Source organism: Oscillospiraceae bacterium MB24-C1, from assembly GCA_030913685.1.
In the GTDB taxonomy this organism is placed as follows: domain Bacteria; phylum Bacillota; class Clostridia; order Oscillospirales; family Ruminococcaceae; genus Yanshouia.
Window position 1 is genome coordinate 302,368 of sequence record CP133187.1, and the last position, 20,637, is coordinate 323,004.

Sequence of the window (20,637 nt, forward strand, 5' to 3'; positions counted from 1 at the left end):
TCGTGATATATCGCTTGATTTTGCACGAGATGGGTGTATGTTCGTCGGTATACAGCAAAGTGTCAAGAATGATTTTTGCGACGTTCTAGTGCCTCAAGCTGCGCTACATGTGTGTCTATTGAGCGATCAATGCATTCACGCTGCCGCTCCAACGACAGAATTTTTTCGTCCAGTGCCTTTTTTGACATGAAGCGTTCGAACAACTCACGCGGCAGGGCAATGTTCACCAGTATGGACATCATAACACCTATACCTGTGTCCAGCATTCTGTTGAGCGGATAGGTGATATAGTCCTCGTCAGGCGTCAGAAGCATAACAATATAGAAAACAACCGAGCCGGAAGGGATAGAATCGTTCACGCCGAAAAACTGGCTGATTAAAATCATCACTATAATGCCCGTAAACAGAAAGATTGATTCCGAAAGAAGCTCGGAATGTGGAAAAAGCAAAGGGAACTGCTTAAAAAGATAAAAAAACAGCATCCCGGTAAAACCGCCTATGATGGTGCCCCATAACCGGTTACCACCTGTTTTAACGGAGCTTTTTAAATTGGTGTTCATCGCAAACACTGCGCTCATGCAGGCAAAGGTGGGATTGCGGTCGACAATCGCGTAAGTAAGTGCGCAAAGGGTGGCGGCAATGGCTGTTTTAAGATTTCTCATGCCTATTTTGGGAAGAATAAATAACGAATTCTTTTGGGATAACATAAATAAATAACCTCATATTCAATTGTAAAGTATGTAGAAATTATTGGGATATTAACGAAAATATCAGCATGCAGTATAGCAAATTTTCGACATAATATCAAGTTATTATAAGAAATATTGCACGATAATTGGTTGTAATCATCAAATATTTGCTTTGGTGTTTACGCGGAGATTGAAAATATGATATTTTACTATTATTAATGTCTCTAGATTTCTTAAGAAAGTAGGGTTACCGATGTCTGAAAATACCATGACGAAGCGTTTTGAATCCGGCGGCGACTATGTTGCCTCCGAACAGCTGATGAGCGCTGTCAATATTGCAATGGCACTTGAGAAGCCATTGCTGATAAAAGGTGAGCCGGGAACCGGCAAGACCATGTTGGCACAGGCGGTGTCCAATGCGCTAAACCGCCGATTGGTCATCTGGAATATTAAATCCACGACCAAGGCACAGGATGGCCTTTATGTCTACGACGTCGTACAGCGTCTGTATGACAGCCAGTTCGGTGGCGCAGATGTAGCCGATATCAAACGCTACGTCAAACTGGGCAAGCTTGGAGAGGCGTTCTCCGCCGAGGAAGACGTGATCCTGCTCATCGACGAAATTGACAAGGCCGATATCGAGTTCCCCAACGATCTTCTTTGGGAGCTTGATCGTATGGAGTTTCACATTCCTGAAACCGGCGAGACGATCACAGCCAAGAAGCGGCCGATGGTTATCATCACCTCCAACGCCGAGAAGGAACTACCAGACGCCTTTTTGCGCCGCTGCGTTTTTCATTATATCGAATTCCCCAATCAGGAGCTGATGGCGGACATTGTTCGGGTGCATTTCCCGAACCTTGAGAAGAACATGCTCAATGCCGCATTGGCTGCATTTTACCGCATCCGCCAGCTGCCCGCCCTGCAAAAAAAACCTGCTACCTCTGAGTTGGTGGACTGGATTCGCGCGCTGACCCTCAGCGGTATTGCACCTGAGCGCATTGAACAGGACCTGCCGTTTGCTGGCGTATTGCTTAAAAAGAACGAGGATCTGGACACGGTGGAGCGCGCCCGCCGCATCCGTCGATAAACGGGGGATATTACTGATGTTCACGGCTTTTTTTGCCCTGTTGCGCGCAAAAGGGCTGGATGTTTCGTTAAACGAGTGGATGACGCTGATGCAGGCGTTGGATAAAGGTATGGGAAGCTCCGGTTTATCAGAGTTTTATTTCCTATGCCGATCGGTGCTCATCAAGAGCGAGGCCGATTATTTTGATTATCACAAAACATTTTTAGAGTTTTTTGAAAATGTCATCGAACAAAGTAAAGAGCCGCTGCCGGCGGAACTTTTGAACTGGTTAAACCGCCCGGCGGTGACGCCTGATAACTATGACCCCAATGTTGCGCGCGATAACCTGCGCAAGGAGCTTGATGAGATCCGCCGCATGTTTGCTGAGCGCCTTCTTGAGCAGAAGGAGGAACACAATGGGGGAAGCTATTGGGTCGGTACAGGTGGCATGTCGATGTTTGGCAACAACGGCAATAGCCCGACGGGTATTCGCGTCGGCGGGCAGTCGATGCACCGTCGTGCCTTTGAGGTGATGGGCGAGCGAGAGTTTGCTGATTTCAGGCAGGATACAGTCATCACACCACGGCAGTTACAGCTGGCGTTTCGCAAACTTCGACAGTTTTCTAACCTTGACGATGCGCCGCGTGACGAGCTGGATTTGGATGAAACGATACAGGACACCTGCGACAATGCAGGTAAGCTGAAAATTGCTTATAAGCGCCCCCGCAAAAATTCGGTGCGCCTGTTGCTCCTGATGGATTCGGGTGGCTCCATGGACGAACACCGTCGACTCTGTGCTGAGCTTTTTTCGGCAGTGCACCAGTCCAACCACTTTAAAGATTTGCGCATTTATTACTTTCACAACTGTATCAGTAAGTACCTTTACACCTCGCCCGAAATGCGTTACAACGACAAAATTGAAACTGAGCGTGTTTTGGCAGAGCTAACAGGTAACTATAAAACCATCATTTTCGGCGACGCTGAAATGTCGCCATATGAGCTGACTGACCGTTACTACGGAAAAAGCGGTATGGATTGGCTTCACGAAATTAAGCGGAAGTTTAAGCACATTGTGTGGATTACCCCCGATGAGATGCGCTATCGAAAAGGCTCATGGTATCGGGCTTCTTACGACATGATTTCGGATGAGTTTGACATGTATGTTTTGACTATTGAACAGCTTCAGGCTGCATTTAAAAAGCTGATGGTTAATCGATAATATTGTAAAGGGTTAAACTTTACAGTTGTTTTACTGAGTGGAATGCAAATTAATTCATTATAATATTGACCTCACCGGAAACATTTCCGGTGAGGTTTTTTCTAGAAGGCGGCTGTTTTCGCGCTTTTTATTTGACGACATGTACAGCTGAACGGCGGTCTCAAAAACTTTGCTGAAAAATTCAAGGCACCATGCTTCCACATGGCGCCTTGAATTAGAAAAATGAAAGAGAAAAAGATATAAGCAATTTTAGCTTTTAAGAATAAGAATAACGGGAATTACATGAAAAGATGTTGGGTGCCTTGGGCTTGCGCACACACCCAACATACAATTTTATGGCTCGTAATTCAATGCCACTTTGATGAGCGCTTTTTTGACCGGCGCGGACTCCGTTGCCGCCAAGCAGGGGGCGTGGGTCTCGCCAGGGAAGAGCAGCACAAATTGCCCGGCCTTGAGCGTCAGGGTGTCGGCGTTGCCTGCGTAGAACCAAATGTCGTTTTCAGGGTTCGCTTCCAGCTCTTCACCGGCCTGCTCCAACGCACCCACAGCGATTTTCTCCTCGCCAGAGACGATATATTGAATATCGATATAACGGCGATGTGCCTCGAGACGGGCTTGCTCAACAGGCTTGGTGTTGTAACTTTGTATTTTTAAGATGATATCATCGGCGAAAATGGGATAATCACCGGGCTCCAATGACTCCAGATCGTGGCTGTGCAACGCGGCAAACCCGGCGGTGATACCGGCGCCAAGACCTTTGTATTTTTCAGCGTTTATCAGATAATCATAAACCATTATGCTACCCCCACGGTGATTAAAATATTGGCATATACCCGCTTTTCGCCGGTTGAAACAGCCAGGCGGACGCAATTTTCCCCACAGGCATTATAAAATGCACAGCGGTCTAGGGCGTCGAGTGCAATACCGTTGAGGCGGTCGGAAAATTCTCTGAAAATATCAGGCGTGCTACCATCCTCGGGCAACATGACTTCGGCTTTTTCTACGTTAATCTCGCACAGTATGGCATCCAGAACCTGCGTTACGGTCGGAATTCCTGCCGCTACGCCCAGATACACCTTCTCAGCTGTGCCGGATTTGGCATCCAACGGGTAGTTACCGTCGGCAATCAGAATTTTGTCGCCATGCCCGCAGAGGGCTAGTGTCTTCATAATTTCAGGGTTGATACAGCCTTGTTTGCGCATGCGTACAACCCCCTTACTTTTCGTTTTCACGCAGATGGCCGAGCGCGCCGCCCGGATGTCTGCGTACATACTGCTCAGGTGTCATGGCGCGGTCTGCTTGCAACATGACCGAGAGCGCTTGCAACACATAAACTTCTGCCAGAATGGAATTGCGGGGGGCACGGTTTAAAGGTCCACCCTCGGCGCCGACGCCGGCGAAGAGAACCGCCTCACTGTTCTGTGCCAGCCAGGATTTCAGGTTACCAGTGACGCCGATAACCTTACAGCCATTTTTGTGAATGGCGTTTACTGTAGCTTGTAATTCAACAGTCTGGCCACTGTTGGAGATACAGATGATGACATCGCCTTCAACCAGCTGCCCGCAGGAGCCATGCACTGCCTCGGTACCGTGCAGAAAATAGGTGGGTGTCCCGGTGGAGGAGAGCAGCGAGGCCATGTAGGCTGCGACATGCCCCGGCTTACCGATTCCGGTAATATGAATTCTGCCACCAGCTTTTTCGCAATCTTGAATCAGCTTAACGGCCCCTGAGAGTGATTCTGCAGTGACGGTGTCTAAAAATTGATTAAATTCTACTTTTGCGCTATTTTGGAACACTTCTAGCGCTTTGGTTGCAACTTCGGACATACTTAGTTAGCCCCTTTCAATACGCCCAACAGATCCAGCGAAAAATCACTGAAACGACGATTCTTCATCGCTGACAACACCTCTTCATGCGTGGGCAGGGAAGGCATAGCACCCATGCGCGATACAGTGATTGCAGCAGTGTGGCTTGCAAACTGCAGTGCTTGCTCATCGGTGAGTCCTGCGCAAACACCTGCACAAAATGCGCCAACAAATGAGTCTCCAGCCGCTGTTGGGTCGGCGACTGCAACGTCAGGCACACTGGGCCTAAATAAGAAACTATCGGCGGTGGAATCAGACACCACCGCTCCTTTGTCGCCCAGCGTGATGATTACTTTTTTGACGCCCTTTTTGTGTAGCGCAGCGACGGCGGCTTTGAGATTCTCCTCGTTGAGGGCACCATCCGCGTTGCGGATGGTGAAGCCGGTGAGATCGGCCGCTTCGTATTCATTGGGGGAGATGTAGGTTAAATGCGACAGCAGCGCATCGGAAAGCGGCGCAGAAGGCGCGGGATTAAGCATCACCCGAACGCCGTTTTTATGAGCGATTTCTGCCACCAGTTCAACGATAGCCATTGGAATTTCGAGCTGAAGCATCAGCATGTCATACTGTGCAATTTGCTTTTCTAAAAACAAGACCTCATCCGGTGTTATCGTCATATTTGCGCCGGAAACCACAATGATACGGTTGTGGAGCGTTACGCCATCCTTTTGGGTAAGCAGGATGTTGCCAATAGCAGTGGGCGCGGTATCGGTACGAATAATGTGCTGCGTATCGGCGCCAGAAGCATTTAAAGTTGCGATCAGCTGGTCGCCAAACGCATCTCTGCCGGCTTTGCCCACCATGGTGACGTCGGCACCAAGCCGAGCAGCCTGCACGGCTTGGTTTGCGCCCTTACCGCCTGGGGCGGTTCGAAAGCCACTGCCTAACACCGTCTCGCCCTCATTCGGAAAGCGCTCGGTGGAGACAATCATGTCCATGACAAGGCTGCCCACCACAAGAATTTTTGATTTTTTCATGCGAACAGCTCCTTACAACCCCAATTTTTTGCCGAGATATTGCTCCAGTGCAAACAGACTGTCTACTTCCATGCGCGCGTTTTTATCGAAACGGTTGCGGTCCGAGCTTCTGGAAAGCAGGCTCATCGGAATGCCGACGAGATTCATGTGATATTTTGCACTGACAGGGTAGAGGCGCATTTCGATCATTGCAAATTCGGTGAGCAAGTCGGCCATCAACTTAGCTTCTTCAGCTTTCTCGGGGTTATGGGCGTTATCCACTACGAATTTGTAAAGCTGTGGATGATAGTTTGCCATAATGCCGTTATAACCGGCCGCACCGTGCATAAAGCTGTCATAGAAGGAGGCAGCATTAGCGTTAAAGAGTTTTAAGGGGGTGCCGTCTACCGCCTTGATCCGCTCGCGGATCAACTCGTAATCACAGCAGGTGTCCTTTAAAAACACCAGTTTGCCAGAATGCGCGAGCTCACTTAGGCACTTGGTCGAAACCAGACGCTTATACGGCATGGGGCATTCGTAGATGCCAAAAGATACCTCGGGGAAGGCTTTAACCGTTGCCTCGAAGTTTTTCATGAAAACTTCGTCGCCTTCGTTTTTAGGGTCGAGTGCATTGGAAACCATAACATAAGCTTCAACGCCGGTTTTCATCATTGCCTCAATCTCTTTAAGCTGAGTGGGCAGGTCGGTTGCGGTATGGCCGGAAGCAATAACCTGAAGACGGCCATCGGCAGCTTCCATCACAGCTTTGCCGAGATCGACTTTTTCTTGTGGAGTTAAAAACAGCATCTCACTCGACTGACAGACAGCAAAAATTCCGTTGCAGCCTTTTTCCACGTACCAATCCACCATCTTTTGAACGGTCGGAAAATCAATTTTGCCATCCTCAGTAAAGGGGGTAATCATCGTCGGCCAAACGCCGCCACGAATCTGAAATGCCATGCAAAATCACCTCATAATATTATTATATATTGGCATGTCTTTAGGACAGGTCAAGCAGTTTAACCGGTGTAGCCAAGCAGCATTCTCGGCAGGAACAATACAACGTTCGGGAAATAGGTTATGACAATCAGAACCAACAGCATGGCGATAATCATCGGCAGTATTTCCTTGACGACGTATTTTAGGGGTGTGCCGGAGATGCCGCTGGTTATGAACAGGAGCATGCCGAACGGTGGTGTAGACAGGCCGACCATCATATTAAACACGACGACAATGCCGAAATGTACTAAGTCGATACCTAATTGATTTACCAACGGTAACATGATCGGGATGAAAACAACCTGAATAACCGAGGTGTCAATAAACATGCCCAACACCAGCAGTGAAATATTGACAATGAATAGAAAAACATAGGGGTTACTGGTCATTGAGAGAATTAAATCACCGAGTTTTACGGCAATCTGTTCACGGGCCACAATATAGGAAATAGCAGTGGCGGCGCCCACCATCAGTGACGTTGTGCCAGTGGCCTGTACCGTGTCAATTAGCACCTGTTTAAATCCGTCCCAGCTTAAAACACGGTAGGCAAATACAGCGATAATAAGCGCATAAAAACCTGCGACAGCGCCTGCTTCAGTCGGAGTCATAATGCCAGTGTAGATGCCGATAAGCAGAATGATCGGGGTCAGAATAGCCGGAATAGCCTTGATGCAGTAAAGAAGGTATTCACGAAGCACGATGGTGGCACTGCGTGGATAGTTGCGCTTTCTCGCAATAAAAGCGATATAAGCCATAAGTGCAATAGCCAGCAGTACGCCGGGTACCATTCCACCCATGAACAGTGCGCCGACTGAAGCGCCTGAGAGCATCGAGTAGATAACCATGGGAATAGAAGGCGGGAAAACGGGGCCGATGGTGGCTGAAGCCGCCGTAATAGCGCAGGAGAAGCCATCGTCATAGCCTTCCTGACGCATTGCTTCAATTTCCATCTTGCCCAAACCCGCAGCGTCGGCAATGGCAGAGCCGGTCATACCCGAGAAAATCAGCGATGCCAGCACGTTAACGTGGCCTAAACCGCCGCGAAAGCGTCCAACAATGCCTTTTGAAAAACCGAAGATCATTTCGGTAATTTTGCCGGAGTTCATGACATTTGCGGCAAAGATAAACAGTGGTACCGCAATAATGGTATAGTTTGAAAACAGCATGCCCAGCGTTTGCTGCGCCACCATTTTTACGTTTGTTCCGTTGATTAAGAAGTAAAAAGTACAGGCCGAAATCATGCCCAGCGGAATCGGCATTCTTAAAAGGAACATGAGAACAAAGATCAGCAGAAAAACAAAAAGCGCTAAGTTCATTCCAGTCCCTCCTTATTTGCTTGTTCAATGGCTTCTTCATAAGCCGGTTTAGTCTCTTGCAGCAGGCGTTCTTCCGCCTGTTTGCCTCCTAGGCCTGAAAACACCATGAAATCTCGATAAAGCTCAATGCCGATATATAGCAGCATGAGCACCAAAAAAACCATGTAGGGGGCAAAAACATAATTAAGCCCAACTTTAAGGACGCTGGACTTTTGAACTTTCATAAACTTAATATAGTCCCACGTGGGGCTGACCGAAACGATCAGCGCAACAAATATAATGAGATTTCCGAGAAATGCTGACAAAGACTTCAACTTAACAGACAGTACGTCGTAGACTAGCGTAAAGGTGACATGCGTTTTTTTGCGCTGTGCATAACAGGCGCCGAGTAATACCACCCAAACATAGCACATGGAGGTGACCTCCATCGACCAGGGTTTAGGGTCGCGCAAGATGTAGCGAAAGAAAATCTGCATAATAAACACGCCAAACAGCCCTAAAAAGGCCAATACTGGAATGTAAATCTCCACGCAGTCCCGCAGCCAAAGCACAGCTTTTTTTAATAATTGCTTCAAGACGTTCATCCTTCCTCTTCCATGGATGTGCCGAAATAGATGCTTTTTGAGAATACGGGGCATATCGCTATGATATGCCCCGTATCAAAACGTCAACGATACAAGCTCAACAGAAAAATTTAGCCCTGAGCCTTTACCTTCTCAAAGAGATCCTTATCCCAACTCTCGGAGATGTCGCTCTCAAGGTATTTGTTAAGCACGTGGTCGGCAAACGCGTCAACATCTGCCTCATAGACCTTGAGGCCTTGCTCCTTGAGGAAATCGACAACTTCGCTCTCGGTCTTTAGGTTCGTGTCGTCGCAGGACTTACGGGCGGCTTCGACACCTTCCATAACCCAACCCTGCTGCTCAGGGGTAAGAGAATCCCACTTAGCCTTGTTAATGGTGGGCCATACCGAGTCAACCAGATGGTTGGTCAGCGAAATAGATTTCTGAACCTCGTAGAATTTGGCATTCTTAACGGTGGGTAGGGGGTTATCCTGGCCGTCGACCGTGTTGGTAGAAAGCGCCAGATACAGATCGTTAAAGGGGATGGGAGTGGGGTTTGCGCCCATGGCGGTACCAAGGAACACCCACGCATCGGAGTTGGGCATTCTCAGGTTGATACCGTTGAGGTCAGCCGGGGTCTTAATCTGCTTATCCTGACCGAGCGAGATCTGACGGGTTCCCAGATAGAAAGCACCCAGCGGCAGAACGCTCTGCTCGTCAGCGATTTTAGAAAATACTTCCTTGCCGATGTCACCGTTGAGTACCTTGGTCATGTGGTCATAGCTCTTGAAGATGTAACCGGCGGTGAACATCGAGAGCCACGGGCTGTTGGTGGTGAGCCAGGGAGCACTGGAATAGATGATGTCGCAGTCGCCAGCCATGAGCGCAGCGGTTTCGGTGTCCTGATTGAACAGGGTGCCGGAATCATAGCACTCAACGGTGATCTGGCCGTTGGAAACCTTCTCGACGGTTTCTTTAAAAACCTTCTGTGCTTGACCGTGTGCGTCGGTCGGGACAGCCGTGATCGAGAAAATCAGGTTCACGGGCTTTGCCTCAGGAGCTGAAGAACTCGCAGGGGCAGAGCTGGCGGGGGCAGAAGATGAAGCGCCGCCGCATGCGGTCAGGACCAACATCATGACTGCCAAGGTTATAGCAAATACCTTTTTCATTAATCGTTCCTCCTAAGTTTGTCTTTATTATCAACCCATCCCGGATAGGACAGATTGTAACCATATTATGGGCGATTAGGACTTGTGAGATTCACGCAGAACCAACTCGCAAGGCAACGCGATCTGCTGGTTACTGGTGTCCTTGCCTTCGAGTGTTTCAAGCATCATCCGAGCCGCCTCGCACCCCATGAGGTATGGATTCTGAAACGTAGCGGTGACGGGGGAAGTTGTGATGTTCATCCAGTCATAATCGTCAAAGCCTACCACCGAAATATCGTGTGGTACCGAAATATGATGCTCATTGAAGTATTGTAACAGGCCCATTAACAAAACATTATTCGCTGAAAAAACGGCGTCTATTCTGTTATCAAGAAGTGTCTTGACAATATTTTTTCCAGTTTGTAACTGATAGGGCAGATCAATGAAAATAAGATCGTCGTTAATTGGCAGTCCAGCTTCCTTTATGCCCTGAAGATAACCGAGATGGCGGTCGTAGGACGTAGAGAACTCAGAATTGCCGCACAAAAACGCAATGCGCTTTCTGCCATTTTGCGCTAGAAGATGCACGGCCTTACGCGCACCTTCAAGGTTATCGGAGTAGACGCTTGGCAGGCTGCAATTATCGACGCGGCGGTCTACCAACACAATTGGAATGCCAAGTGAGCGAATCTCGGTTAGCGAGGTGGGATCGCGATCAAACGGAACCAACAGCACGCCATCCACCAGTCTTTTTTCCAGTACTTGAAGGTTGGCCAGATGTTTTTCGCCCTCTTGTTCGGAATAGGTGGCGACCATGAGGTCATAACCGCTGGCGTGGAGCTGTTCGCGTGCGCCATTTAAAACGTCGAAGAAAAAGCAGTTTGTCGAGTTGTTCGGCTCAGTGCTCGGTATGATGAGCGCAATAATATGCGAGCGATTGGTTTTGAGCATCTGTGCCGCCAGATTCGGCTTGTAGCCGATTTCTTTGACTGCTTCATCCACAAGTTGCTTACTGTGCTGAGAAACGGCGCGGGTGCCGTTGATAGCGTGGGATACAGTCGTGATAGAAAGGCCGGTCATTTGGGCAATTCTTTTAATAGACAAAAATAACCATTCCTTCCTAATATTTTCACCAAACGTTTTCGCGCAAACGTTTTACATGCTTAGGATAGCATTTGATGAATCTGCATGTCAATCGTTAGCATAACAAAATTTCAATTCATAATATAGTGAAGTTGCTTATACGTGGAATGTGTTTTTGCGTAAATTTATGTTATATAGATGATTGCGACGTGAAAATTGCTACGAAAATATTGCAATACATGCAGAAATAATTTTAAAGCAGAAGCAGCGGTTCGAATTTTGTTTAAGCGGTTGGTTAAGCATAGGGCTTACTGTGCAATTTGCTATGCAAAAGTGAAAAGATTTGGCTTTTCGATATTTTGTGCAGAAAACACAGTTATATATGTAAAACAAAAGGGCGGGAACGGCCCTTCAGCCGTTCCCGCCCTTGCGAGGATTGTTATTTTGGGTTCACTGTTACGTTTAAGCCATCTGCATGGGTATCCACCGTGAGTTTTACCCCATTGGGTACTTCGTCGGCGATAAGCATGCGACCGATAAGCGTCTCAACCCGCGACTGCAAAAACCGTCGCAGTGGACGTGCGCCATAGGCGGGGTCATAACCATTTTCGATAATATACTGCCGCGCGCTATCCGAAAGCTCGACGCTGATCTGGCGTTCGGCAAGCCGCTGTTGTAGCCTATCCATTAGCATGTCGATAATGCCACCGATCTGTGACTTAGAAAGCGGAGTAAAGAAGATTGTTTCATCAATACGATTCAAAAATTCTGGGCGGAAACTACGACGTAGCAGCGCGTGAACCGCTGCATTGGCCTCAGGCGCAATACGCCCGTCTGCGCCGATCGATTCCAGCAGGATATCCGAACCGAGGTTAGAAGTCATAATAATGATTGTGTTCTTAAAGTCAACCGTGCGTCCTTGAGAGTCGGTGATTCTGCCGTCATCAAACACCTGCAATAGGACGTTGAATACGTCAGGGTGGGCCTTTTCTACCTCGTCGAACAGTACGACCGAATAGGGCTTTCTGCGTACGGCCTCGGTGAGCTGTCCACCTTCGTCATATCCGACATATCCGGGTGGAGCGCCGATAAGACGCGATACCGAATATTTCTCCATATATTCGCTCATATCGATGCGGACCATGTTTCGCTCGTCATCAAACAGTGCTTGGGCCAATGTTTTAGCAAGCTCGGTCTTGCCAACACCGGTTGGACCCAGGAACAGGAAGGTACCAATGGGGCGGTTGGGGTCGGCGATACCGGCGCGGGAGCGTAGAATCGCTTCACTAACCCGCTGGACAGCTTCGTCCTGACCGATGACGCGACGGTGCAGCACCTCGGGCAGGGCCAAAAGCTTTTCGCGTTCGCCTTCCACCAGCTTTGCCACCGGAATGCCGGTCCAGCGCCCTACAATTTTGGCGATTTCCTCGTCGGTGACGCGGTCGCGCAGCAGGGTGGCGCCGCCGGACTTCGCTGATTTTTCTTCTTCCGCGGCCAGCTGTCGCTGAAGATTGGGCAGCACGCCATATTTGAGTTCCGCCGCCTTGTTCAGGTCATAATTGCGCTCGGCGGCTTCAATTTGAGCGTTGGTCTTTTCAATTTCTTCTTTCAGACGATGTACGCCGGAGATGGCCTTTTTCTCATCTTCCCACTGTGCTTTTTTCTCGTTCATGTCGTCGCGCAGGCGGGAGAGGTCTTTTTGCAGATTGGCCAACCGCTCTTTGGACTGCGTGTCAGTTTCCTTTTTAAGCGCGGCTTCTTCAATTTCGTACTGAATAATCTTACGCGAAATTTCGTCGATTTCGGTGGGCATTGAGTCAATTTCGGTTCGTAGCATAGCGCAGGCTTCGTCGATAAGGTCGATCGCCTTATCCGGCAGAAAACGATCGGTGATATATCGGTCAGAGAGGGTGGCCGCCGCAATGATGGCGGGATCGGTAATGCGCACACCGTGGTAGACCTCGTAGCGTTCTTTGAGCCCGCGCAGAATCGCGATGGTATCCTCAACACTCGGCTGGTCGACCATAACGGGCTGGAAACGGCGTTCAAGTGCGGAATCCTTTTCGATGTACAGCCGATATTCGTTTAAGGTGGTCGCGCCGATACAATGCAATTCGCCGCGTGCCAGCATTGGCTTTAAGAGGTTACCGGCGTCCATTGAACCTTCGGTTTTGCCAGCGCCTACGATGGTGTGCAGCTCATCAATAAACAGGATGATTCTGCCGTCGCTGGCCTTGACCTCGTTTAATACAGCTTTTAAGCGTTCTTCAAACTCACCGCGGTATTTGGCGCCCGCAACCAGCGCACCCATATCCAGTGAAAAAATAGTCTTGTCGCGCAGTGTCTCAGGCACATCGCCGCGGACAATACGCTGGGCGAGTCCCTCTGCAATGGCGGTTTTGCCAACGCCCGGCTCGCCGATGAGGCAGGGGTTGTTCTTAGATTTACGCGAGAGAATACGAATGACATTTCTGATTTCGTCGTCGCGTCCGATGACGGGGTCAAGCTTACTCTGGCGGGCGCGCTCCACCAGATCATAGCCGTATTTTTTCAGTGCTTCATAGGTCGCTTCGGGGTTATCTGTCGTAACGCGGGTATTTCCACGCACCTCCGACAGCGCCTTTAAATAGGGGTCACTTGCGACGTGAAAGGATTTAAATAAACTTTTCAATGCCGAATTTGGCGTTTCAATCAATGCGAGCAGCAGATGCTCGACCGAGATAAATTCGTCGCCCAAATGCTTTGCGTCGGCCTCGGCATGGTTGAGGGCTTTGTCAACATCCTGTGAAACATAAACCTTCCCAGGCTCCCGGCCAGGGCCGGAAACGCGGGGCAACTTTTCGCATAAGGACAATGCTGCCTGTTGCAAACCCTCGGCGTCCACGCCGGAGGAGGTCAGCACACGCGGAAGAAAACCGCCGTCCTGCGTTAACAGTGCATAGAGCAAATGTTCCTGTTCAATTTGGGTGTTACCATACTGCAAAGCGAGCGATTGCGCGCTTTGAATCGCCTCTGCGGATTTCTGAGTTAATTTATTGGTATTCACAACAATCTCTCCTTCACCTTGTATTGGTTCTATTATAAGCCCACATGCAACCAAAAGTATGAATACACTGTAAATTAATTAGCACTCAATATTAAAGAGTGCTAATGGAATTAATAGAGCCTGTTATATTGAACCAGTGTTATTGTGGCTACTATTAAAATGTGCTATTCTAAAATTATACAAAATGTTCTGAATGATCTGACTGGAGGATTTTATATGAAGCTGGTATTTTTAGAGCCGCTTGGCATTCCGCAGGAAAAGCTAGAGATGATGGCGCACGAAAAGCTAGGCGATCGGGCGGAATTGGTCTTTCATAGCTCTCGTGTAGAGGATTCTGCCACGCTGATCGAGCGCAGTCGTGATGCTGATATCGTGGTGCTCTCAAACTTTAAATATCGCGAGGACGTGCTGTCGCACTGCCCCAATCTTAAAATGATTTGCATCGCCTTCACTGGCGTGGATCATGTGGACATAGTCTATTGCCGTGCGCATAATATTACGGTGTGCAACTGTGCGGGCTACTCCACCGTGGCAGTTGCCGATCTCGTATTCGGCCTGGTCATCGCGCTGCAGCGCCGGCTGATTGCCTGCGATAAGGCTGTACGTGAGGGTGGCACAAAAAATGGGCTGGTCGGTTTTGAGATGGAAGGTAAAAAGTTTGGCGTTATTGGCACTGGCGCCATCGGTCTTAGAGTTGCGAAAATTGCACAGGCGTTCGGCTGCGAGGTTCTGGCTTATAGTCGCACCCAAAAGGACGTTGAGGGTGTGACCTACACCGAGCTTGACACGCTGCTTTCCTCCTGTGACATTGTTTCGCTACATGTGCCGCAGAATGCCGAGACGGTTGGCCTTATCGGTAAAGCACAGCTCGAGCTGATGAAAAAATCCGCTATTTTAATCAACACGGCACGCGGACCCGTTGTGGACAGTGTGGCGCTTTCACAGGCGCTAAAAGATGGTATCATTGCCGGGGCTGGGGTGGACGTATTTGAGACTGAACCACCTATCGCCGAGGATCACCCGCTGTTTTCATCTCCCAATTTAATTGCATCGCCTCACGTCGCTTTTGCTACGGCCGAATCGATGCAAAAGCGCGCTGCGATCGTTATGGACAATCTGGACGCGTATTTGAATGGTGTCCCGCAAAATGTTGTAAAATAGAAAAATGCATTTTCTTTAAGGCTATCTTGCAAAAATATCGTTAAAATGTCTAAAAAAACGATATTTTATTTGTGTTGGATGTGTACACAAGACAATCTTTTTCATAATGTAAACAAGCCATTGAAATTTGACGCCTTATCGTATAAAATGAAATTATTGATGTAACAGGGGGCGAACAGCAATGGCGGCGCTTATCTTTGCAGGATGTCCAAATTCAGGGCCTTTTTGCGCAAAAAGAGGCTTTGTGTACAACGCGCATATGGTGGGCTGCGCACCGTCCGGCTCTCGTTGCAATCATGAATAGAACATAGGTGCAAGCTGCGGCGTAATCCGCAGCTTGTTTCATTTTTCCAGAAAAAGGGAGGTAATTCGAATGAAAAAAGTTGCAATTCTCATGGGCTCCGACAGTGATCTGCCGGTTTTAAAGCCCGCTGTCAAAACGCTGCATCAGTTGGGTGTCCCGTTCTCGGTTCGGGTAATGTCGGCACACCGTACGCCGGTGGAGGCTGCGACCTTTGCCAAATCTGCCCGCGAAGAGGGCTACGGTGTGATTATTGCCGCCGCCGGAAAAGCCGCACACCTTGCCGGTTCACTGGCTGCGCAGACCACGCTGCCGGTTATAGGTGTTCCGGTCAAATCCTCAACGCTCGACGGTCTGGACGCGTTACTTTCCACCGTTCAGATGCCAAGCGGTATCCCCGTGGCTACCGTCGCAATTGACGGCGCACAAAACGCGGCGCTGCTGGCTGCTGAGATGTTAGCACTTTCTGATGACGTACTGGCCCAAAAGCTTGATGACCTGCGCGTAGCGCAGCATGATTCGGTGTTAAAAAAGGATGAGGCGATTGATGTCGCCGCGATTTTGGCAGAATAAAATCAATATCAAAATTCACATTATAACGAACGATGACAAACAGGGAGGATAAGCAAATGAATTATACTAAGGGCGAACAGCTTTACGAAGGAAAGGCCAAGAAGGTTTTTGCTACAAATGACCCGCAAGTCTATATTGTCGACTATAAGGATGATGCCACCGCGTTCAATGGTCTTAAAAAGGGTACTATCGTCGGTAAGGGTGTTATCAATAATAAAGTCTCTAACTTCATGATGAAGCAGCTTGCTGAAAAGGCCAATATCCCGACCCATTTCATTGAGCAAATTTCCGACCGTGAAACGCTGGTACGCAAGGTTTCCATTGTTCCGCTCGAAGTTATCGTTCGTAACGTCTGTGCAGGCTCAATGGCCAAGCGCTACGGCGTTGCCGAGGGTACACCGCTGGCTCGCCCCGCGATGGAATTTTCCTTTAAAAATGATGATCTTGGCGACCCGATGATCAATGACGACTATGCAATTGCGTTAAATCTAGCCACCGAAGAGGAAATTGCGACAATCCGCCAATATGCGTTTGCGGTCAACGAGTTTATGAAAGCCTATCTGCTGGAGTTGGGCATTAAGCTCATCGACTTTAAGCTTGAGTTCGGCAAAACTGATAGTGGTGAAATTATTCTGGCAGACGAAATTTCGCCCGATACTTGCCGCTTCTGGGATGTCAAGACCAATGAGAAGCTGGACAAAGACCGCTTTCGCCGAGATCTTGGCGACGTCGAGAGCGCTTATCACGAGATTTTACACCGCCTGATGGGCGAGTAAGTTTTATCCAAACAGTCGAAAGGCGGTAACGGAATGTTTGATTCTATCCACGAGGAATGCGGCGTATTTGGCATCCGTGCACCAAAGCGCTGCGATGTGGCGGCAAGTGCCTATTATGCGCTTTACGCCCTGCAGCACCGCGGGCAGGAAAGCTGTGGCATTGCGGTGAATACCAAAGGTGTTATTAAATGTCATCGTGACCTCGGCCTTGTGCCGGAGGTTTTTACAGAACGGGTACTTTCTGAACTAGGTACCGGCTCTATGGCGGTCGGGCACACCCGCTACTCCACCACCGGAACAGCTTCACGCGTTAACGCGCAGCCACTGGTTGTACGTCATGTTAAGGGTTCGATGGCCATTGCCCACAACGGTAATATTTCAAATGCGTCGCAGATTAAGCAGGAGCTTGAAATGACCGGTGCAATCTTCCATTCCACTAACGATTCTGAGGTCATTTCCTACGTCATTACGGCGTCGCGCCTGACTGAGCCTTCGATAGAAAAGGCCATTGAGAAGGCGATGTATCGCCTTGAGGGTGCTTATTCCATGGTGGTCATGTCCCCGAGAAAGTTGATTGCTGTGCGCGACCCACACGGTTTCCGTCCGCTGTGCATCGGTCAGACCGAGGACGGTTCAATCGTGTTCACCAGTGAGACTTGCGCGCTTAATACGCTCAACGCAACGTGGCTGCGCGATGTCGAACCCGGCGAAATTGTCGTTGCGGACGACAATGGTATGCGCTCTATTAAAACCCACTGTGGCCAGAACACCGGCCTGTGTGTGTTTGAACTGGTTTATTTCGCCCGGCCCGATTCAGTTATCGACGGGGCCTCGGTGCATGCGGCGCGCTTAAAGGCGGGCGAATTTCTCTGGAAAGAGCACCCTGTGGAGGCTGATGTTGTCATCGGTGTGCCTGATTCAGGGCTGGATGCTGCGCTGGGCTTTTCCAAAGCATCGGGTATCCCGTATGGTGTCGGTTTTATAAAAAACCGCTATATCGGTCGAACCTTTATTCAGCCGAGTCAGGGGCAACGTCAGGATTCGGTGCGCATTAAACTAAACGTGCTGCGTGAGACGGTGGAGGGCAAGCGTGTTGTCATGATCGACGATTCGATTGTTCGCGGTACCACCTGTGCCAATATCGTCAATCTGCTGCGCCATGCGGGAGCCAAAGAAGTGCATATGCGTGTATCATGTCCACCTTTCAAGCACCCCTGCTTCTTTGGTACCGACATTGATAGTACCGAAAATCTGATTGCTTGCCAGATGACCGTTGCGGAAATTGCCGAGAAAACCGGTGTAGATTCACTGGGATATCTCAGTGTTGAGAGTGTGCAAAACATAGCAAAGCCGAAATTTGGGCATTTTTGTGTAGGATGCTTCACCGGGCAATATCCCATTGCAGTTCCGGAATGTGAAGTATATGACAAATTCCAGTTTGAGCTGTCCACCGAAGAAACAGATTGATTTTTTAAGTAAGGGAGACGTTCTGAGATGCAAAACAGCTTTTCCGAAAGCTACCGCGCTGCGGGCGTGGATGTGACCGCAGGCTACAAGGCGGTCGAGCTGATGAAAAAACATGTGGCGCGTACCCGCACCCCCGCCGTTTTAGATTCAATAGGCGGTTTTGGTGGTATGCTTTTGCCGGATCTGACCGGTATATCCCGCCCGGTGCTGGTTTCCGGCACAGATGGCGTGGGTACCAAGCTTAAAATAGCTTTTTTGTTGGACAAGCATGATACGGTAGGCATCGACTGCGTGGCAATGTGTGTTAACGATATTGTTTGCTGCGGCGCAAAGCCACTTTTGTTCTTAGACTATATCGCGCTAGGCAAGAACACGCCTGAGCGTGTGGCCGAAATTGTCTCCGGCGTGGCGGAGGGCTGTGTGCAGTCCGGTTGTGCTTTGGTCGGCGGTGAAACGGCTGAAATGCCCGGCTTCTACAGTGAGGATGAATACGATCTCGCTGGATTTTCGGTCGGTGTCGTGGATCAGAGCAAGATTCTGACCCCCGACAATTGCCGCAAGGGAGACGTACTAATCGCACTCCCGTCATCCGGTGTACATTCCAATGGTTTTTCGCTGGTGCGCAAGGTTTTTGATGTTGAGCATGCCGATCTTGGAAGACACTATGACGAACTGGGCGCTACGATTGGCGAGACGTTGCTGACACCCACTAAGCTGTACGTTAAGTCTGCGCTCGCAGCGATCGAAGCTGGCGGCGTGCGTTCGATTGCGCACATCACCGGCGGCGGCTTCTACGAGAATATTCCGCGCGCCCTGCCCGAAGGGCTCTGCGCCAGGGTTGAGCGTAAGGCCATCCACGTACTACCGATTTTTGATTTGATTGCAAAGACCGGTAATATTCCGGAACGTGACATGTTTAACACCTTTAACATGGGTGTTGGCATGCTGATGGTTGCCGACAAAACTAAAGCAGATGATATTCTTGCTGCACTTAAAGCCTCGGGCGAGACCGCCTATGTCATCGGTGAATTGGCCGAGGGCGAAAAGGGAGTCGAGCTGTGGTAAAGATAGCCGTGCTGGTGTCGGGCGGCGGAACCAATCTTCAGGCGCTCATAGACGCCGAAACGCGTGGCGAGCTCGGCTGCGGAAAGCTGACGCTGTGTATCGCCTCAAATGATAAAGCTTATGCTTTAACGCGTGCCCAGAATCATGGCATGAAAACCGCCGTAGTGTCCAAAAAAGGCTATGACGGTATGGGCGCCTATGCGCAGGCGCTGCTGGATGTTTTACACGCTGAAGGCATTGAGTTGATTATTCTTGCGGGCTTTCTTACCATTCTGCCGACTACGGTTATCGCGCAGTATCGCGACCGCATCATCAATGTACACCCGTCACTGATTCCATCGTTTTGTGGTGAGGGCTTTTACGGCTTAAAGGTGCATGAGGCGGCGCTTAATTACGGCGTCAAGGTGACGGGTGCGACGGTGCACATGGTCAGCGAGGTGGTGGATGGTGGCAGAATCCTGCTGCAAAAGGCGGTTGACGTTTTAGAGGATGACACGCCTGAAACCCTGCAAAAACGTGTGATGCAGCAGGCCGAATGGCAGCTTTTACCCAAAGCCGCCGCCATGCTGTGCGACGACATTGCGCGAGAAAAGGAGAACAAAAACTGATGCAATTGCTGGAGCTTTCAACTATTCTAAAAGAAAATACCTACCCCGGGCGGGGCATCGTCATCGGCAAAAGCGAGGACGGAAATCACGCGGTGATTGCTTATTTTATCATGGGGCGCAGCGAGAACAGCCGTAATCGCGTTTTTACCGAGCGAGATGGCGGTATTATCACCGAGGCGCACGACCCTTCCAAAATGGTGGACCCGTCGCTGATCATCTATGCACCTGTTCGGGTGCTTGCTAACACGACGATCGTGACCAACGGTGACCAGACCGATACGATATACGATTTTATTATGGCTGGAAAATCCTTTGAAGAAGCGCTACGCACCCGTACCTTTGAACCGGATGTGCCGAACTTTACGCCACGTGTCAGCGGCATTGTCGAGCCTTGCGACGGGGATTTTTCTTACAAAATGTCAATTTTAAAAAGCTGCGGCGGAAATCCCGATTCCGTTGAACGGTTTTTCTTTGAGTACCTCCAGCCGGTTGCAGGTCAGGGGCGGTTCATCCACACTTATAAGTGCGACGGTAGCCCCATTCCATCCTTTGAGGGGGAGCCTGAGGCAGTGGCTATTCGCGGCGACATCGACGCCTTTACCGCGTCGCTTTGGGAAAGCCTGAACCTTGATAACAAGGTTTCGCTCTTTGTGCGCACCATTGCGCTTGCAACAGGAGAAACCGAGACACGCATCATCAATAAGCACTGCTAAGCCAAAGGAGGAACGGATG

Annotated in this window: 20 protein-coding genes; 9 read left to right on the forward strand and 11 right to left on the reverse strand. The window is 49.6% G+C overall.

Annotated elements, in window-relative coordinates; all coding sequences use genetic code 11:
* Window positions 1-62: 62 nt before the first annotated feature.
* Window positions 63-707 (reverse strand): aromatic acid exporter family protein, encoded by a 645-nt coding sequence (locus RBH76_01510; protein WMJ84125.1) that lies wholly within the window; start codon window positions 705-707, stop codon window positions 63-65.
* A gap of 235 nt (window positions 708-942) precedes the next feature.
* On the opposite strand from RBH76_01510, the gene RBH76_01515 reads away from it, so the two are divergent.
* Together RBH76_01515 and RBH76_01520 are read left to right on the forward strand one after the other, a co-directional pair.
* The gene (locus RBH76_01515) at window positions 943-1,779 is read left to right on the forward strand and encodes a MoxR family ATPase (protein ID WMJ84126.1); all 837 of its coding nucleotides are present in this window, start codon (window positions 943-945) and stop codon (window positions 1,777-1,779) included.
* 16 nt (window positions 1,780-1,795) lie between these two features.
* Complete coding sequence (locus tag RBH76_01520) at window positions 1,796-2,977, forward strand: VWA domain-containing protein (protein WMJ84127.1); 1,182 nt, start codon at window positions 1,796-1,798, stop codon at window positions 2,975-2,977.
* A 333-nt stretch (window positions 2,978-3,310) separates the two neighbouring features.
* On the opposite strand, the gene RBH76_01525 is transcribed toward RBH76_01520, so the two are convergent.
* From RBH76_01525 to clpB, 10 genes are all read right to left on the reverse strand, one after another.
* Entirely contained in the window at window positions 3,311-3,772 is a 462-nt protein-coding gene (locus tag RBH76_01525) for a YhcH/YjgK/YiaL family protein (protein WMJ84128.1), read from the reverse strand.
* Window positions 3,772-4,179, reverse strand: coding sequence for an RbsD/FucU family protein (locus tag RBH76_01530; protein WMJ84129.1), 408 nt, complete (start codon window positions 4,177-4,179; stop codon window positions 3,772-3,774). The genes RBH76_01525 and RBH76_01530 overlap by 1 nt, the downstream gene beginning before the upstream one ends.
* A 13-nt stretch (window positions 4,180-4,192) precedes the next feature.
* The gene (locus RBH76_01535) at window positions 4,193-4,804 is read right to left on the reverse strand and encodes an SIS domain-containing protein (protein ID WMJ84130.1); all 612 of its coding nucleotides are present in this window, start codon (window positions 4,802-4,804) and stop codon (window positions 4,193-4,195) included.
* A gap of 2 nt (window positions 4,805-4,806) precedes the next feature.
* Complete coding sequence (locus RBH76_01540; protein WMJ84131.1) at window positions 4,807-5,820, reverse strand: ribokinase; 1,014 nt, start codon at window positions 5,818-5,820, stop codon at window positions 4,807-4,809.
* 12 nt (window positions 5,821-5,832) lie between these two features.
* Window positions 5,833-6,759: a dihydrodipicolinate synthase family protein gene (locus RBH76_01545; protein ID WMJ84132.1), complete on the reverse strand. Its 927-nt coding sequence runs from the start codon at window positions 6,757-6,759 to the stop codon at window positions 5,833-5,835.
* Between the two features lie 59 nt (window positions 6,760-6,818).
* Entirely contained in the window at window positions 6,819-8,114 is a 1,296-nt protein-coding gene (locus RBH76_01550) for a TRAP transporter large permease (protein WMJ84133.1), read from the reverse strand.
* Complete coding sequence (locus RBH76_01555) at window positions 8,111-8,689, reverse strand: TRAP transporter small permease (protein ID WMJ84134.1); 579 nt, start codon at window positions 8,687-8,689, stop codon at window positions 8,111-8,113. The genes RBH76_01550 and RBH76_01555 overlap by 4 nt, the downstream gene beginning before the upstream one ends.
* A gap of 119 nt (window positions 8,690-8,808) precedes the next feature.
* Complete coding sequence (locus RBH76_01560; protein WMJ84135.1) at window positions 8,809-9,846, reverse strand: sialic acid TRAP transporter substrate-binding protein SiaP; 1,038 nt, start codon at window positions 9,844-9,846, stop codon at window positions 8,809-8,811.
* 75 nt (window positions 9,847-9,921) lie between these two features.
* Window positions 9,922-10,929: a LacI family DNA-binding transcriptional regulator gene (locus RBH76_01565; GenBank protein WMJ84136.1), complete on the reverse strand. Its 1,008-nt coding sequence runs from the start codon at window positions 10,927-10,929 to the stop codon at window positions 9,922-9,924.
* A 418-nt stretch (window positions 10,930-11,347) separates the two neighbouring features.
* Window positions 11,348-13,954, reverse strand: coding sequence for an ATP-dependent chaperone ClpB (clpB, locus tag RBH76_01570; protein ID WMJ84137.1), 2,607 nt, complete (start codon window positions 13,952-13,954; stop codon window positions 11,348-11,350).
* 216 nt (window positions 13,955-14,170) lie between these two features.
* Here clpB and RBH76_01575 point away from each other — a divergent pair, with 216 nt between their 5' ends.
* From RBH76_01575 to RBH76_01605, 7 genes are all read left to right on the forward strand, one after another.
* A complete protein-coding gene (locus tag RBH76_01575; GenBank protein ID WMJ84138.1) occupies window positions 14,171-15,115 on the forward strand; it encodes an NAD(P)-dependent oxidoreductase in 945 nt (314 codons plus the stop codon).
* A gap of 373 nt (window positions 15,116-15,488) precedes the next feature.
* Window positions 15,489-15,989: a 5-(carboxyamino)imidazole ribonucleotide mutase gene (purE, locus tag RBH76_01580; GenBank protein WMJ84139.1), complete on the forward strand. Its 501-nt coding sequence runs from the start codon at window positions 15,489-15,491 to the stop codon at window positions 15,987-15,989.
* A gap of 56 nt (window positions 15,990-16,045) precedes the next feature.
* Window positions 16,046-16,765 carry a phosphoribosylaminoimidazolesuccinocarboxamide synthase gene (locus RBH76_01585; protein WMJ84140.1) on the forward strand — a complete coding sequence of 240 codons (720 nt, stop codon included), beginning with the start codon at window positions 16,046-16,048 and terminating at the stop codon, window positions 16,763-16,765.
* A 33-nt stretch (window positions 16,766-16,798) separates the two neighbouring features.
* Window positions 16,799-18,232, forward strand: a complete 1,434-nt coding sequence (gene purF / locus RBH76_01590; protein ID WMJ84141.1) for an amidophosphoribosyltransferase — start codon at window positions 16,799-16,801, stop codon at window positions 18,230-18,232.
* Between the two features lie 27 nt (window positions 18,233-18,259).
* The gene (gene purM, locus RBH76_01595) at window positions 18,260-19,297 is read left to right on the forward strand and encodes a phosphoribosylformylglycinamidine cyclo-ligase (protein WMJ84142.1); all 1,038 of its coding nucleotides are present in this window, start codon (window positions 18,260-18,262) and stop codon (window positions 19,295-19,297) included.
* A complete protein-coding gene (purN, locus tag RBH76_01600; GenBank protein ID WMJ84143.1) occupies window positions 19,291-19,905 on the forward strand; it encodes a phosphoribosylglycinamide formyltransferase in 615 nt (204 codons plus the stop codon). Before purM ends, purN begins: the two co-directional genes overlap by 7 nt.
* Entirely contained in the window at window positions 19,905-20,618 is a 714-nt protein-coding gene (locus RBH76_01605) for an IMP cyclohydrolase (GenBank protein ID WMJ84144.1), read from the forward strand. Before purN ends, RBH76_01605 begins: the two co-directional genes overlap by 1 nt.
* Window positions 20,619-20,637 lie beyond the last annotated feature (19 nt).